Source organism: Acidovorax sp., from assembly GCF_027492855.1.
Taxonomy (GTDB): Bacteria; Pseudomonadota; Gammaproteobacteria; order Burkholderiales; family Burkholderiaceae_C; genus Acidovorax.
Genome location: NZ_JAPUDY010000008.1, coordinates 283,036 through 296,515, shown reverse-complemented (window position 1 = coordinate 296,515; position 13,480 = coordinate 283,036). Strand labels below are relative to the sequence as shown.

General features: G+C 63.1%; 14 protein-coding genes. 2 read left to right on the top strand and 12 right to left on the bottom strand.

The features are described 5' to 3' along the window. Positions 1-25 precede the first annotated feature (25 nt). The 12 genes from Q0105_RS02295 to Q0105_RS02240 all read right to left on the bottom strand — a co-directional run bounded on the left by Q0105_RS02295 (position 26) and on the right by Q0105_RS02240 (position 11,148). Entirely contained in the window at positions 26-1,762 is a 1,737-nt protein-coding gene (locus Q0105_RS02295) for a phosphoethanolamine--lipid A transferase (RefSeq protein ID WP_298208299.1), read from the bottom strand. A gap of 35 nt (positions 1,763-1,797) precedes the next feature. Next, entirely contained in the window at positions 1,798-2,661 is an 864-nt protein-coding gene (fghA, locus tag Q0105_RS02290; RefSeq protein ID WP_298208297.1) for an S-formylglutathione hydrolase, read from the bottom strand. A 268-nt stretch (positions 2,662-2,929) separates the two neighbouring features. Further along, complete coding sequence (locus Q0105_RS02285) at positions 2,930-4,045, bottom strand: S-(hydroxymethyl)glutathione dehydrogenase/class III alcohol dehydrogenase (protein ID WP_298208295.1); 1,116 nt, start codon at positions 4,043-4,045, stop codon at positions 2,930-2,932. A gap of 106 nt (positions 4,046-4,151) precedes the next feature. After that, on the bottom strand, positions 4,152-4,523 hold the full coding sequence (locus Q0105_RS02280; protein ID WP_298208293.1) for a hypothetical protein: 372 nt from the start codon (positions 4,521-4,523) through the stop codon (positions 4,152-4,154). Positions 4,524-4,545: 22 nt separating this feature from the next. Next, entirely contained in the window at positions 4,546-4,812 is a 267-nt protein-coding gene (locus Q0105_RS02275) for a metal/formaldehyde-sensitive transcriptional repressor (RefSeq protein WP_298208291.1), read from the bottom strand. Between the two features lie 254 nt (positions 4,813-5,066). Beyond that, positions 5,067-6,377: a citrate synthase gene (locus tag Q0105_RS02270; RefSeq protein ID WP_298208288.1), complete on the bottom strand. Its 1,311-nt coding sequence runs from the start codon at positions 6,375-6,377 to the stop codon at positions 5,067-5,069. A gap of 2 nt (positions 6,378-6,379) precedes the next feature. Further along, positions 6,380-6,763 (bottom strand): succinate dehydrogenase assembly factor 2, encoded by a 384-nt coding sequence (locus Q0105_RS02265; protein WP_298208286.1) that lies wholly within the window; start codon positions 6,761-6,763, stop codon positions 6,380-6,382. 32 nt (positions 6,764-6,795) lie between these two features. After that, positions 6,796-7,500 carry a succinate dehydrogenase iron-sulfur subunit gene (locus Q0105_RS02260; protein WP_298208284.1) on the bottom strand — a complete coding sequence of 235 codons (705 nt, stop codon included), beginning with the start codon at positions 7,498-7,500 and terminating at the stop codon, positions 6,796-6,798. A 29-nt stretch (positions 7,501-7,529) separates the two neighbouring features. Then, positions 7,530-9,335 (bottom strand): succinate dehydrogenase flavoprotein subunit, encoded by a 1,806-nt coding sequence (sdhA, locus tag Q0105_RS02255; protein ID WP_298208281.1) that lies wholly within the window; start codon positions 9,333-9,335, stop codon positions 7,530-7,532. 22 nt (positions 9,336-9,357) lie between these two features. Continuing rightward, a complete protein-coding gene (gene sdhD / locus Q0105_RS02250) occupies positions 9,358-9,723 on the bottom strand; it encodes a succinate dehydrogenase, hydrophobic membrane anchor protein (RefSeq protein WP_298208279.1) in 366 nt (121 codons plus the stop codon). A 67-nt stretch (positions 9,724-9,790) separates the two neighbouring features. Next, a complete protein-coding gene (gene sdhC / locus Q0105_RS02245) occupies positions 9,791-10,225 on the bottom strand; it encodes a succinate dehydrogenase, cytochrome b556 subunit (RefSeq protein WP_298208277.1) in 435 nt (144 codons plus the stop codon). Positions 10,226-10,359: 134 nt separating this feature from the next. Then, a complete protein-coding gene (locus tag Q0105_RS02240; RefSeq protein WP_298208275.1) occupies positions 10,360-11,148 on the bottom strand; it encodes a GntR family transcriptional regulator in 789 nt (262 codons plus the stop codon). A 228-nt stretch (positions 11,149-11,376) separates the two neighbouring features. Here Q0105_RS02240 and Q0105_RS02235 point away from each other — a divergent pair, with 228 nt between their 5' ends. After that, positions 11,377-12,363, top strand: coding sequence for a malate dehydrogenase (locus tag Q0105_RS02235; RefSeq protein WP_298208273.1), 987 nt, complete (start codon positions 11,377-11,379; stop codon positions 12,361-12,363). A gap of 22 nt (positions 12,364-12,385) precedes the next feature. After that, entirely contained in the window at positions 12,386-13,471 is a 1,086-nt protein-coding gene (locus tag Q0105_RS02230; RefSeq protein WP_298208271.1) for an aldolase/citrate lyase family protein, read from the top strand. The last annotated feature ends 9 nt before the right edge of the window (positions 13,472-13,480 follow it).

Genomic DNA, 13,480 nt, shown 5'->3' with positions numbered 1-13,480 from the left:
CGGCGGGCCCAAACCCGCTGCCGCGTCAGCCCGCCATCTTGTCGGCGCCTGCTGTTTGTCTGCACCCGGCGAACATGTCCAGCCCCGCGTTGTAGGCGCCTGTTTGCACGTCCATCAGGCCCAGCACCGAGTGGAAGTAGTGGTCGTGGCTGATGCGCCGCTCGGCCAGGTCTTTTTGCAGGCAGCCGGTGGTCAGGTGGGTGCGCGCCTGCAGGGCGGGCGACAGCCAGGTGATCCAGGGCACGTGTTTTTGCACGTCGGGGGCGATGGCGTAGGGCAGGCCGTGCAGGTAGATGTTGTTCTCGCCCAGTGATTCGCCGTGGTCTGCTGCGTAAATCATAGCTGTTTGCGCTTGTTTGTCGCGCGCTGCAAGCCATTGGAGTACGGAATCCAGGAAGTGGTCTGTTTCGACGATGCTGTTGTCGTAGGCGTTCACTACCTGCTGGCGCTCGCACTTTTGTAATGAGGTAGAGGTGCATTCGGGGCCGAACTTCTTGTTCTCGGGCGCCGAGCGCTTGTAGTAGGCGGGGCCGTGGCTGCCCATCTGGTGCAGCACCACCACGGTGCCGCGCTGGCGCTGTTCGGCGGGCAGGGCGGCGATGCGGGCGTCCAGGTCTTTGAGCATCACGCGGTCCAGGCATTCGTTGCCGGTGCACAGCGCGGGGTCGTTGGTTTTGGTGGTGTTGACTTCTTCGACGCGGTCGCACACGCCCTTGCAGCCAGATTGGTTGTCCACCCAGAGCACGGCCAGGCCCGCGTGCTGCAGCACGTCCATCAGGCTTTCGAAGTTGGCTGACCGGGCTTCGTAGCCCGTGCGCCCCAGGTGCGAGAACATACACGGCACCGATGCAGCGGTGCTGGTGCCGCAGGACCAGGCATTGGGGGCGCTCACCAGTTGCTCTTTGCGGGCCGAGAGCCGGGGGGTGGTGTCGCGCTCATAGCCGTTGATGCCGAAGTTCACGCTGCGGCCGGTTTCGCCCAGCACCAGCACCAGCAGCGGCGGCTGGGCCTGCTGGGCGTAGCTTGCGCCCAGCTTGGCATCGCGCCCCAGGGGCAGCAGCTTGCTGGTGTCCATGCGCAGGGGCTTGGTGGCGATGTGGCCCAGCGCGTACACGCTGTTGAGCGGGTTGATCAGGTAGCGCAGCTTGGTGTGGTTGCGCATGGTGGAGGCGAAGTCCTGGAACACCAGCAGCAGGCACACCACGATGACCGCGATGGAGCCCGCCAACAGCAACCCGTTGTGCGTCACCTGGCGCAGCGCGGTCAGGCGGCGAACGGGTTGGCGGTACAGCCACAGCAGCGGGGGCGCGGCCAGGGCCAGCACGGTGCCCAGCATGCGGGCGTTGAGCAGGTCGCCTGCTTCGCCTACGTCGGTCTGCAGCACGTTGGTGAGCATGCTGGCGTCGATGACGACGCCGTAGGCCATCATGAAATACGCACCGAAGGCCGCCATCAGCACCAGCACGACAACAGCGGGCTTGAGCGTCCAGCGCCAGGCCAGCAGGCTCAAGATGCCTGCATTGCCCGCCGCGATGATGGCTGCAAAGGCCAGTGCAAACCCCCAGCCGCGCAGGCTGCTTTGGCCAGACAGCCGGGCCACTTCTTGCCACAGGGGCAGGTTGCAGACGGTGGCCAGCCAGATGCTGATTGCCACCACCACCCAGGCGGGGTGCAGGGAGCGGGCGGAGTGATTTGCAGTGGGCGAGGGGCTTGAGCGCGAGGCCGAAGCGAAGGGCAGCAGGCGCCGCAGAGTCAGAAACATGGCGCGCAGTGTGCCGCCAGTTGCTTAAATCTGCATTAATTTGTTTCCGCAAGTCCCTTCGCGTGGTGGGCCATATGGTCGGCCATGAAGCTTTGCACGAAGTAATAGCCATGGTCATAGCCCGCGTGGCTGCGCAGCGTGAGCGGCTGGCCGATGGCCGCACAGGCGGCTTCCAGCAGATGCGGGTGGAGCTGGTCGGGCAAGAATTTGTCGGCCAGGCCCTGGTCGATCAGGATGCCCGCCGGGTAGGGCGCGATGGGCTGGTGCTGCATGAGCACGGTGGCGTCGTGCTCGATCCAGGTGCCGTGGTCCGCGCCCAGGTAGCCCGTGAAGGCTTTTTCGCCCCAGGGGCACTGGGCGGGCGCGCAGATGGGAGCAAAGGCCGACACCGTCTTGAACCGGCCGGGGTGGCGCAGCGCGAGTGTGAGCGCGCCATGCCCGCCCATCGAATGGCCCGTGATGCCAAGGCGCGTGCCGTCGATGGGCAATTGGGCGGCCACCAGGGGGAGCAGTTCTTTCAGCAGATAGCTTTCCATGCGCCAGTGGGTGCGCCATGGCGCCTGCGTGGCGTCCAGGTAGAAGCCCGCGCCCACGCCGAAGTCCCAGCTGTCTGCTTCGCCGGGCACATTGGCGCCGCGCGGGCTGGTATCGGGCGCGATCAGGGCCAGGCCCAGTTCGGCCGCCAGGTGCTGAGCGCCGGCCTTGACCATGAAAGTCTCTTCGGTGCAGGTCAGGCCCGCCAGGTACAGCACGGCGGGCACGGGGCCTTGGCTTGCCAGTGGCGGCAGGTACACCGAGAACTTCATGGGCAGGCCGATCTCGGCGGAGGCGTGCTGGTAGAAGCGCTGCTCGCCGCCGAAGCAGGTGTGGCTGCTGAGCAGTTCGAGGGGAGTGGTCATGTGAGTTGGCTCAAAAATGATAGCTATTGGCGATTGATAGACGGGCGGTAGAGGCTGTTTTTGCTTGATTGCGGACGCCTTATGCATCACACCCATGATCCGTTCGGGCTGAGCCTGTCGAAGCCTTGCGCGCACGCGGCAAGCCCTGGCTTCGACAGGCTCAGCCCGAACGGGTGGGGGTGGTGCGGTCGTTCGTTCGTTCGGGTGCTGAAAGCTGGCCGCTTGCTTTGCGCTGTGGGTGCCTTCAGCGCCGGTCTGCCGTGTGGGGTCACGCTGCGTACTTGACCACTGAGCGGATCGACTTGCCCTCGTGCATCAAATCAAAGGCTTCGTTGATGTCGGCAAGGCCCATGGTGTGGGTCACGAAAGGCTTCAGTTGGATCTTGCCCGCCATCGCGTCTTCGACCATACCCGGCAGCTCGCTGCGGCCCTTGACGCCGCCGAATGCCGTGCCCAACCACTTGCGGCCGGTGACGAGCTGGAAGGGGCGGGTGCTGATCTCTTGCCCTGCACCTGCCACGCCGATGATCACGCTCTGGCCCCAGCCCCGGTGCGCGCATTCGAGTGCGGCACGCATCACGTTGACGTTGCCGATGCATTCAAACGAGTGGTCTACGCCCCAGGTGGTCATCTCCACGATGACCTGCTGGATGGGCTTGTCGAAGTCCTTGGGGTTGATGCAGTCGGTGGCGCCGAAGGTCTTGGCGAGGTCGAACTTGGAGGGGTTGGTGTCCACCGCGATGATGCGCCCGGCCTTGGCTAGTTTTGCCCCCTGGATCACCGCCAGGCCAATGCCACCCAGGCCAAAAACGGCCACGGTGTCGCCCTCTTGCACCTTGGCGGTGTTCTTCACGGCGCCCAGGCCCGTGGTCACGCCGCAGCCCAGCAGGCAGACCTGCTCGGGGTTGGCGTCGGGGTTGACCTTGGCAAGCGACACCTCGGCCACCACGGTGTATTCGCTGAAGGTGCTGCAGCCCATGTAGTGGTAGATGGGCTGGCCGTTGTAGCTGAAGCGTGTGGTGCCGTCGGGCATCACGCCCTTGCCCTGCGTGGCGCGCACGGCCACGCACAGGTTGGTCTTGCCGCTTTTGCAGAACAGGCACTCGCCGCATTCGGCGGTGTAGAGCGGGATCACGTGGTCGCCGGGCTTCACGCTGGTCACGCCTTCGCCCACTTCCACCACGATGCCTGCGCCTTCATGGCCCAGCACCACGGGGAACAGGCCTTCGGGGTCGTCGCCGCTCAGCGTGAAGGCATCGGTGTGGCAGACGCCGGTGTCGGTGATGCGGATGAGCACTTCGCCCTTTTTCGGCGGGGCCACGTCGATTTCGACGATCTGCAGGGGTTCTCCGGCTTTGAAGGCAACGGCGGCACGGGATTTCATGGGGGTCCTTTCAGGCAATAAACAGTGACGGAAACGTCGTCCAACCAAATATCCAAATATCGATTTCGCTCACCGTTGGCGGTCGACTGCAATGGTGGCTTGACTTTCAGCGAGCTCTCCTCAAGCGTTTACGTCTCATGGAGATTGCTGCGACGAACGCGATCAGTGCGCACGCCCAGCAAGCCACGGGGTTCCCGTAGATGCCGAGCCAAGCAAACAATAGATGTTCAATCAAAGCGTTGCGGCCGTGAAAAGGTGGATACGACGGTTCAATGAGGAGAAAAAAACCGAAGACTGCGAAAACACCGGATGCAACGAAAAGAGCAAGTTCACGAGCAGATGCGCCGGGATCGAAACCTTGTTTCATCTCCGAACGACGAAGAGGCTTCTTGGCTGTCCGGTGTCGTGGCCATGCTTCCCAAAGAATAAAGATGGCCAGAGCGCCGAGGCTTACGAAAACGAAAATTGCGCCAGACATTGGAGTGAAAGTTACCCGTTGTTTATTTCAAGTACGAACGCAGCAGCGCCAGCGTTTCGTCGATGGCTTGTTGCGACGGCGCAGGCTTTTCGGCCAGCGTCTCGCGCACATGGCTGTCGAGCAGGTCTGCCATCAGCCCGTGCACGGCCCCGCGCATGGCGGCCAGTTGCTGCAGGATGGGGGCGCATTCGCTGCCTGCCTCCACGGCGCGCTCCAGCGCCTCGGCCTGGCCTTTGATGCGGCGCAGGCGGGTGATGGCGCGTTGCTTGTCTTCGGCGGAATGGGGCATGGGAAGGCACGGCGGCCAGCGTGCAAAAACGATGGCCAGCAGTCCCGTGTGGGTTGATACTGGGATCTAGTATAAAAGGCTAGCGCTTATTGATAAAGCGCTAGGGGTATAAAAAGTGATTTTACTAGGGGGGAGTATCTATGGATTTTAGCCTTGTAGACTCAGATTGGCTTTGTGCGCGGCCATGAAAAAAGCCCGCAGGCAAGGCCTGCGGGCTTTGGAGGGGGTGAAGCGGCGCGGGGCGCCGCTTCGGGTCAGCGCTTGGCCAGTGGGGGCACGTCGCGGCGTGCCGAGCCGGTATACAGCTGGCGGGGGCGGCCGATCTTGTACTCGGGGTCGCCGATCATTTCGTTGAGCTGGGCGATCCAGCCCACGGTGCGGGCCAGCGCGAAGATGCCGGTGAACAGGTTCACTGGGATGCCGATGGCGCGCTGCACGATGCCGGAGTAGAAGTCCACGTTCGGGTAGAGCTTGCGCTGCACGAAGTAGTCGTCTTCCAGGGCGATCTTTTCCAATTCCTTGGCCAGCTTGAACAGGGGGTCGTTTTGCAGGCCCAGCTCTTGCAGCACTTCGTTGCAGGTTTCCTGCATGAGCTTGGCGCGGGGGTCGTAGTTCTTGTACACGCGGTGGCCAAAGCCCATGAGCTTGACGCCGGAGTTCTTGTCCTTGACCTGCTTGATGAACTCGCCGATCTTTTCCACGCCGCCCTGGGCCTGGATGTCGTGCAGCATGTTCAGTGCAGCTTCGTTGGCGCCACCGTGGGCAGGGCCCCACAGGCAGGCCACGCCAGCGGCGATGGCGGCAAACGGGTTGGTGCCCGACGAACCGCACAGGCGCACGGTGGAGGTGGAGGCGTTTTGCTCGTGGTCTGCGTGCAGGATGAAGATGCGGTCCAGCGCGCGTTCGAGCACGGGGTTGACCTTGTACTCTTCGCAGGGCGTGCCGAACATCATGCGCAGGAAGTTACCTGCGTAGGAGAGGTTGTTCTGCGGGTACATGTAGGGCTGGCCCATGCCGTACTTGTAGGCCATGGCGACCAGCGTGGGCATCTTGGCGATCAGGCGGATGGCGGCGATCTCGCGGTGCTGCGGATTGTTGATGTCCGTGCTGTCGTGGTAGAAGGCCGACAGGGCGCCCACCAGGCCGGTCAGCACGGCCATGGGGTGCGCGTCGCGGCGGAAACCGCGCAGGAAGAACTGCATCTGCTCGTTGACCATGGTGTGGTTGGTCACGCGGCTGGTGAAGTCGACCTTTTGTGCTGCGTTCGGCAGATCCCCGTACAGCAACAGGTGGCAGGTTTCCAGGAAGTCGCAGTTCACCGCCAACTGCTCAATGGGGTAGCCGCGGTACAGCAGCTCGCCCTTGTCGCCATCGATGTAGGTGATGGCCGACTGGGTTGCTGCCGTTGACAGGAAGCCTGGGTCATAGGTGAACATGCCCGTCTGCGCATACAGCTTGCGGATGTCGATGACATCCGGGCCAATGGTGCCTTGGTAGACCGGCAGGTCCACGCTGGGGCTGCCATTGCTGAAGGACAGGGTGGCTTTGTTGTCAGCTAGCTTCATTGTTACTTTCCTTGGGTAGGTTGCCGATAGTGATCCGGTCTTTGGCTTGCTGGGGGGCGCCTTGAGGCTTTCAGGCCCGCGCCGCTACTTTGTCTCAGCATGCCGAGCACTTCACGTGCTTCTTCTGTGTCTTGTTCTCCCGATGGCTCGCGCCGCGCAAGCAGCAGGTCCAGGAGATCGTTGTCTGCCAGGTCCATCAGCGCACGCATGCCCTGCGCGTGGCGCTGGGTCAGCGTCGATTCGTAGCGGGTGAAGAACTGTTCGATGAACAGATCGTTCTCCAGCAAACCGCGCCGGCAGCGCCAGTGCAGCTTGCTCAGTTCCCGCTCGTCCAGCAGCGGCGATGCCGCCCCTGGCGTGGTGGAGATGGTGGATGGAGATTCCATGGCCTGCGGCGTGGGGGGATGGATGATCCGGGTCAGACGGCGCGGCGCACCATCAGTTCCTTGATCTTGCCGATCGCCTTGGTGGGGTTCAGGCCCTTGGGGCACACGTCCACGCAGTTCATGATGGTGTGGCAGCGGAACAGGCGGTACGGGTCTTCCAGGTTGTCCAGGCGCTCGCCGGTGGCGTCGTCGCGGCTGTCGGCGATGAAGCGGTAGGCCTGCAGCAGACCGGCGGGGCCCACGAACTTGTCGGGGTTCCACCAGAAGCTGGGGCAGCTCGTCGAGCAGCTCGCGCACAGAATGCACTCGTACAGGCCGTTGAGCTCGTCGCGCTCTTCAGGGCTTTGCAGGCGTTCGCGGTCGGGGGGCAGGCTTTCGTTGATCAGGTAGGGCTTGATCGAGTTGTACTGCTTGAAGAACTGCGTCATGTCCACGATCAGGTCGCGGATCACGGGCAGGCCCGGCAGGGGCTTCAGAACGATGGTGCCCTGGAGGGTGTTCATGTTCGTGAGGCAGGCCAGGCCGTTCTTGCCATTGATGTTCATGGCGTCGGAGCCACAAACGCCTTCGCGGCAGGAGCGGCGGAACGACAGGGTGGGGTCTTGTTCCTTGAGCTTGACCAAGGCGTCCAGCAGCATGCGCTCGTGGCCGTCGAGTTCGATCTCGATGGTCTGCATGTAGGGCTTGGCGTCCTTGTCCGGATCGTAGCGGTAGATTTGGAATGTGCGCTTTTGCATGGTTCTGCTCTCGTGGGGCTACTTACTGTTTAGAACGTCCGGACCTTGGGGGGAACGCTGTCCACCGTCAGGGGCTTGAGGTTCACCGGCTTGTAGGTCAGGCTGTTGTCGGCGCTGTGCCAGAGGGTGTGTTTCATCCACTCTGCATCGTTGCGGCCGAGCGGTGCCGTGGGGTGGTCGGCGGGGTGTTCGTAGTCGTACACCGTGTGCGCGCCGCGGCATTCCTTGCGGGCGGCTGCCGACACCATGGTGGCCTGGGCCACTTCGATCAGGTTGTCCACTTCCAGCGCTTCGATGCGTGCCGTGTTGAACACCTTGGACTTGTCCTGCAGCGTGACGCCGCCCACGCGGCTGCGCAGTTCGGCGATCTTCTTGACGCCTTCGTCCATGCTGGCCTGGGTGCGGAACACGCCTGCGTGCTGCTGCATCGTGGCGCGGATGTCGCCCGCCAGGGCCTGCGAGTAGATGCCGCCCGTGGAGTTGTCGAGCTGGTTCAGGCGCTCCAGCGTGCGGTCGGCCGCATCGGCTGGCAGTGGCTTGTGCTCCTTGTGCTTGTGGTTGAACTCGACAATGTGGCGGCCAGCGGCCTTGCCGAACACCAGCAGATCGAGCAGCGAGTTGGTGCCCAGGCGGTTGGCGCCGTGCACGCTCACGCAGGAGCATTCGCCCACGGCGTACAGACCGTTGACGACCTTGTTGCCCGTGCCGTCATGGGTGACGACCTGGCCGTTGATGTTGGTGGGCACGCCGCCCATCTGGTAGTGGATGGTGGGCACCACGGGGATTGGTTCCTTGGTGATGTCCACGTTGGCGAAGTTGACGCCGATCTCGTACACCGAAGGCAGGCGCTTGTGGATGGTGTCTGCGCCCAGGTGGTCAAGCTTGAGCAGCACGTAGTCTTTGTTGGGGCCGCAGCCACGGCCTTCCTTGATTTCCTGGTCCATCGAGCGGGACACGAAGTCACGCGGGGCCAGGTCCTTCAGCGTGGGCGCATAGCGCTCCATGAAGCGTTCGCCATTGCTGTTGAGCAAGATGGCGCCTTCGCCGCGGCAGCCTTCGGTCAGCAGCACGCCCGCGCCAGCCACGCCGGTGGGGTGGAACTGCCAGAACTCCATGTCCTGCAGCGGGATGCCAGCGCGTGCTGCCATGCCCAGGCCGTCGCCGGTGTTGATGAAGGCGTTGGTCGAGGCGGCGAAGATGCGGCCCGCACCGCCGGTGGCCAGCAGCACGGTCTTGGCTTCCAGGATGTACAGGTCACCGGTTTCCATTTCGATGGCAGTCACGCCCACCACGTCGCCGTCGGCGTCGCGGATCAGGTCCAGGGCCATCCATTCGACGAAGAAGTTCGTCTTGGCCTTCACGTTCTGCTGGTACAGCGTGTGCAGCATGGCGTGGCCGGTGCGGTCGGCGGCGGCGCAAGCGCGTTGCACGGGCTTCTCGCCGTAGTTGGCGGTGTGGCCGCCGAAGGGGCGCTGGTAGATGGTGCCGTCGGGGTTGCGGTCGAACGGCATGCCGAAGTGCTCCAGCTCATACACCACGTTGGGTGCTTCGCGGCACATGAACTCGATGGCGTCCTGGTCGCCCAGCCAGTCAGAACCCTTGATGGTGTCGTAGAAGTGGTAGTGCCAGTTGTCCTCGCTCATGTTGCCCAGCGAGGCGCTCACGCCGCCTTGGGCTGCCACGGTGTGCGAGCGGGTGGGGAACACCTTGGACAGCGAGGCCACGTTTAGGCCTGCACGGGAGAGTTCGAGGGCGGCGCGCATGCCGGAACCGCCGGCACCGACGATGACAACGTCAAACTTGCGCTTGGTGATGTTGGCTTTTGTATAGCTCATTGTGTACCTTCAATCGCGGGAATCAGAGACGCCACAGAACCTGGATGCCCCAGCCGGCGCAGCCGACCAGCCAGACGATGGCAAAGACCTGCAGTGCCAGGCGCAGCCCCACGGGCTTGATGTAATCCATCAGGATTTCGCGCAGGCCGATCCAGGCGTGCCAGGCCAGTGCAATGATCACGGAGAAGGTCAGCACCTTCATCCACTGGGCCGAGAAGATGCCGGCCCATTTGTCGTAGCCGATGGGGCCCTTGGAAAAAATGACCTGGGCGAGCAGCGCCAGGGTGAACAGGGCCATCAGGACTGCTGTGACGCGCTGGCTGAGCCAGTCGCGCAGGCCGTAGTGGGCGCCGACGACGACGCGCTTGGAACCGTAATTGACGGACATGGGAATTTCCTCTTGTTCTTCGGCGGGCGCTGTCTGGCAGCAGCCGCCGCTTTGATGGGTTGATCGATCAGTACAGGCCGAAGAGCTTGGCGCCCAGCACCAGGGCCAGCGCGATGCTCACCACGAAAACAGCGATGGCCGAGGTCTTGCCGAATTCCTTGTTCACCGCGCTGTGGCTCACATCCATCCACAGGTGGCGCAGGCCCGCCGTGAAGTGGTGCAGGTACGACCAGATCAGCGCCAGGGCCACCAGCTTGATGAACCAGCCGGGCACCAAGCCGATGCCGATGTTGAAGGCCGCCGTGAACTTGGCGAACGAGATTTCGGACGACACCGAGGTGTCGAACATCCAGATGATGAAAGGCAACAGCAGGAACATGATCAGCCCGCTGGCGCGGTGCAGGATCGAAACCCACGCTGCAGGTGTCATGCGGTAGGTGGTGAGATCCTTGAAGGCGTTGATGTTGCGGAATTCAGGCCTTTTTTTGGCTAGTTCGGTCATGTCTGGTGCTTTCGTGGGTGTAACTACTTTGTAACTTGAAGATGCAAAGAACACAAAATTCTATTGCAACGCAACAATGAAGGGTTTGACCCGGTCGGAATTTTCGACGTTATTGCTCAAATGCCAGCGAATTGTCAGTTCAATTCGTTACGGTAGTGGTGGGTGTCGGTCAGATAGAGCCCACGGCGTAACTCCATGGGAACATCGTTATAGGTGTAAGCAATCCGCTCCACGCTCAAAAGCGGCGTGGCGGTGGTGATCTGCAGCAGCTGCGCCTGTTCCGCGTCGGGCAGCACGGCGCGGATCTTCTCTTCGGCGCGCACCATGCGCACGCCAAAATCCATCTCGAACATGGCGTAGGTGGGGCCCTGGTAGTTGGCGAGCTGCTCGGCGGTGAGGCCCTTGAAAGCCTGTCCGGGCAGCCAGATGTCTTCAAGAATGGTGGGCACCCCGGCAAACGACAGGATGCGCCGGGCCTGCATGGCGGCATCCCCGCTGCGCAATGCCAGGGCGCGGGCCACGTCGGCGCTGGCACGCACCCGGCGGCACTCGATCACGCGGCGCTGGGCCGGGCCTTCGACCCTGGCGTCGCCCGTATCGGGCTGCAGCTTCAGAAAACGGTACTGCACATGCTGTTCGGCATGGGTGGCCACGAAAGTGCCCTTGCCCTGGCGGCGCATCACCAGGTTTTCAGCGGCCAACTCGTCGATGGCCTTGCGCACCGTGCCCTGGCTCACCCGAAAGCGTGCGGCCAGGTCCATCTCGCTGGGGATGGCTTCGCCGGGCTTCCATTCGCCTTGCTGGAGGCTCTGCAGGATCAGCCCCTTGATCTGCTGGTACAGCGGGCTGAACGCCGGCGTGGTGGCGCCCGCAGCGCCGGGGGGCGTGGCGGGAGTGTCGGCGGCGAACGGCAGGGAAGACATGGTGGCTTGGGTGCGTGGGTTGTGGTGTGGCGCAGCGGTTGCCACATGACAATCGGACGACAAACGGGGTGCAATCATATCTTATATAAGACATAAGACAAATTGACCGGGGTGTCGAATCGGGGGTAAACTCCAAGGCTGTTTTGCGGGGCACGGGCTGCTGGTAACAGGCGCTGGTGCTTGCGTTGCACACACACCTGTTTTCCTCACTTCCCTGGAGTTTTCATCATGAGCAAGAAGCCTGTTCGCGTAGCCGTCACCGGTGCCGCTGGTCAAATCGGTTACGCCCTGCTGTTCCGTATCGCCTCCGGCGAAATGCTGGGCAAGGACCAGCCAGTCATCCTGCAATTGCTGGAAATCCCGGACGAGAAGGCACAAAAGGCGCTCAAGGGCGTGATGATGGAGCTGGACGACTGCGCATTCCCCCTGCTGGTCGAAATGACAGCCCATGGCGACCCCATGACCGCCTTCAAGGACGCCGACTACGCCCTGCTGGTCGGTTCGCGCCCACGCGGCCCCGGTATGGAACGTGCCGAGCTGCTGGCTGTCAATGGCGCCATCTTCACGGCACAGGGCAAGGCGCTGAACGCCGTGGCTTCGCGCAACGTGAAGGTGCTGGTGGTGGGCAACCCCGCCAACACCAACGCCTACATCGCCATGAAGTCGGCCCCTGACCTGCCACGCAAGAACTTCACCGCCATGCTGCGCCTGGACCACAACCGCGCTGCCAGCCAGATCGCTGCCAAGACCGGCAAGCCAGTGGCTGCCATCGAAAAGCTGACCGTCTGGGGCAACCACTCGCCCACGATGTACGCCGACTACCGTTTCGCCACCATCAACGGCGAAAGCGTCGCCAAGATGATCAACGACCAGGAATGGAACGCCAACACCTTCCTGCCCACCGTGGGCAAGCGCGGCGCCGCCATCATCGAAGCCCGTGGCCTCTCGTCGGCTGCCTCGGCTGCCAACGCCGCCATCGACCACATGCGCGACTGGGCCCTGGGCACCAACGGCAAGTGGGTCACCATGGGCATTCCTTCGGACGGCCAGTACGGCATTCCCAAGGACGTCATGTTCGGTTTCCCCGTGACCTGCGAAAACGGCGAATACAAGATCGTTGAAGGTCTGGACATCGACGCTTTCTCGCAAGAGCGCATCAACATCACGCTGGCTGAGCTGCAAGGCGAGCAAGACGGCGTCAAGCACCTGCTGTAATCCGGCCAGGCCAACGCACGCCATGCAGCCGACGCCACAGGCATCGGGCCTTCGGGCCGCCCAGTCCCCCACGCAGGGGGAGGGCGCTGCACACTCTTTAGCGCATTCCGGCGCACATCCTCGTGATGTGCTGCTGGGAGCGCAGGCGCAAACCGGATTTTTACCGGTATGCGACCACTACAGCGGCGTGGAAGCGCGCATGCGCAAAAGCCTGCAGTTGCAGGCCGAGATGGCGCAGGAGTTCGGTACCTGCGTCTTTGATGTCACCCTTGATTGCGAAGACGGTGCCCCTGTCGGCTTCGAGTCCGAGCACGCGCGGCTTGTGGCCCGCCTTGCGCTGGATGCCGCGCCCACGGCCCGTGTAGCGGCCCGCGTGCATGCGGTGGACCACCCGGCGTTTGCCAACGATGTCGCCACGATTGCGGGCGAAGCAGGCCACAGGCTCTGCCACATCATGGTGCCCAAGGTCGAGTCCGTGGACGATGTGCTGCAGGTGGAGCGCGCGCTGGAGCGCGCATCGGCCGCAGAGCTTCCCATCCATGTGCTCATCGAATCCCCCGCGGCCGTGCACCGGGCCTTTGATATCGCCGCCCACCCCAGGGTGCAGAGCCTGAGCTTTGGTCTCATGGATTTTGTGTCGGCCCACGGTGGCGCGATCCCTGCGCAGGGCATGACATCGGCCGGACAGTTCGCCCACCCGCTCGTGGTGCGGGCCAAGCTCGACATCGCCGCAGCCTGCCATGCCCATGGCAAGGTGCCTTCGCACTGCGTGGTGACCGAGTTCACCGACGTGGCCGCCATGCAGGGCGCAGCCAGCCGCGCCGCGCGCGAGTTGGGCTACACCCGCATGTGGAGCATCCATCCCGCCCAGATACGCCCCATCCTGCAGGCCTTTGCGCCCCAGCAGGATGATATTGAAATCGCTTCAAAAATAATAGCTGCTGCCGCACAGGCTGATTGGGCTCCCATCAGTTTTGAGGGCGTTTTGCATGACCGCGCCAGCTACCGTTTTTACTGGCAGATTCTTGAACGCGCCCATCGCACCGGGCGCGCACTTCCCTCGCCGGTGCGCCCATGGTTTGGTGCATCGGTGGCCGTTCCATCGTGAATTTTTCGG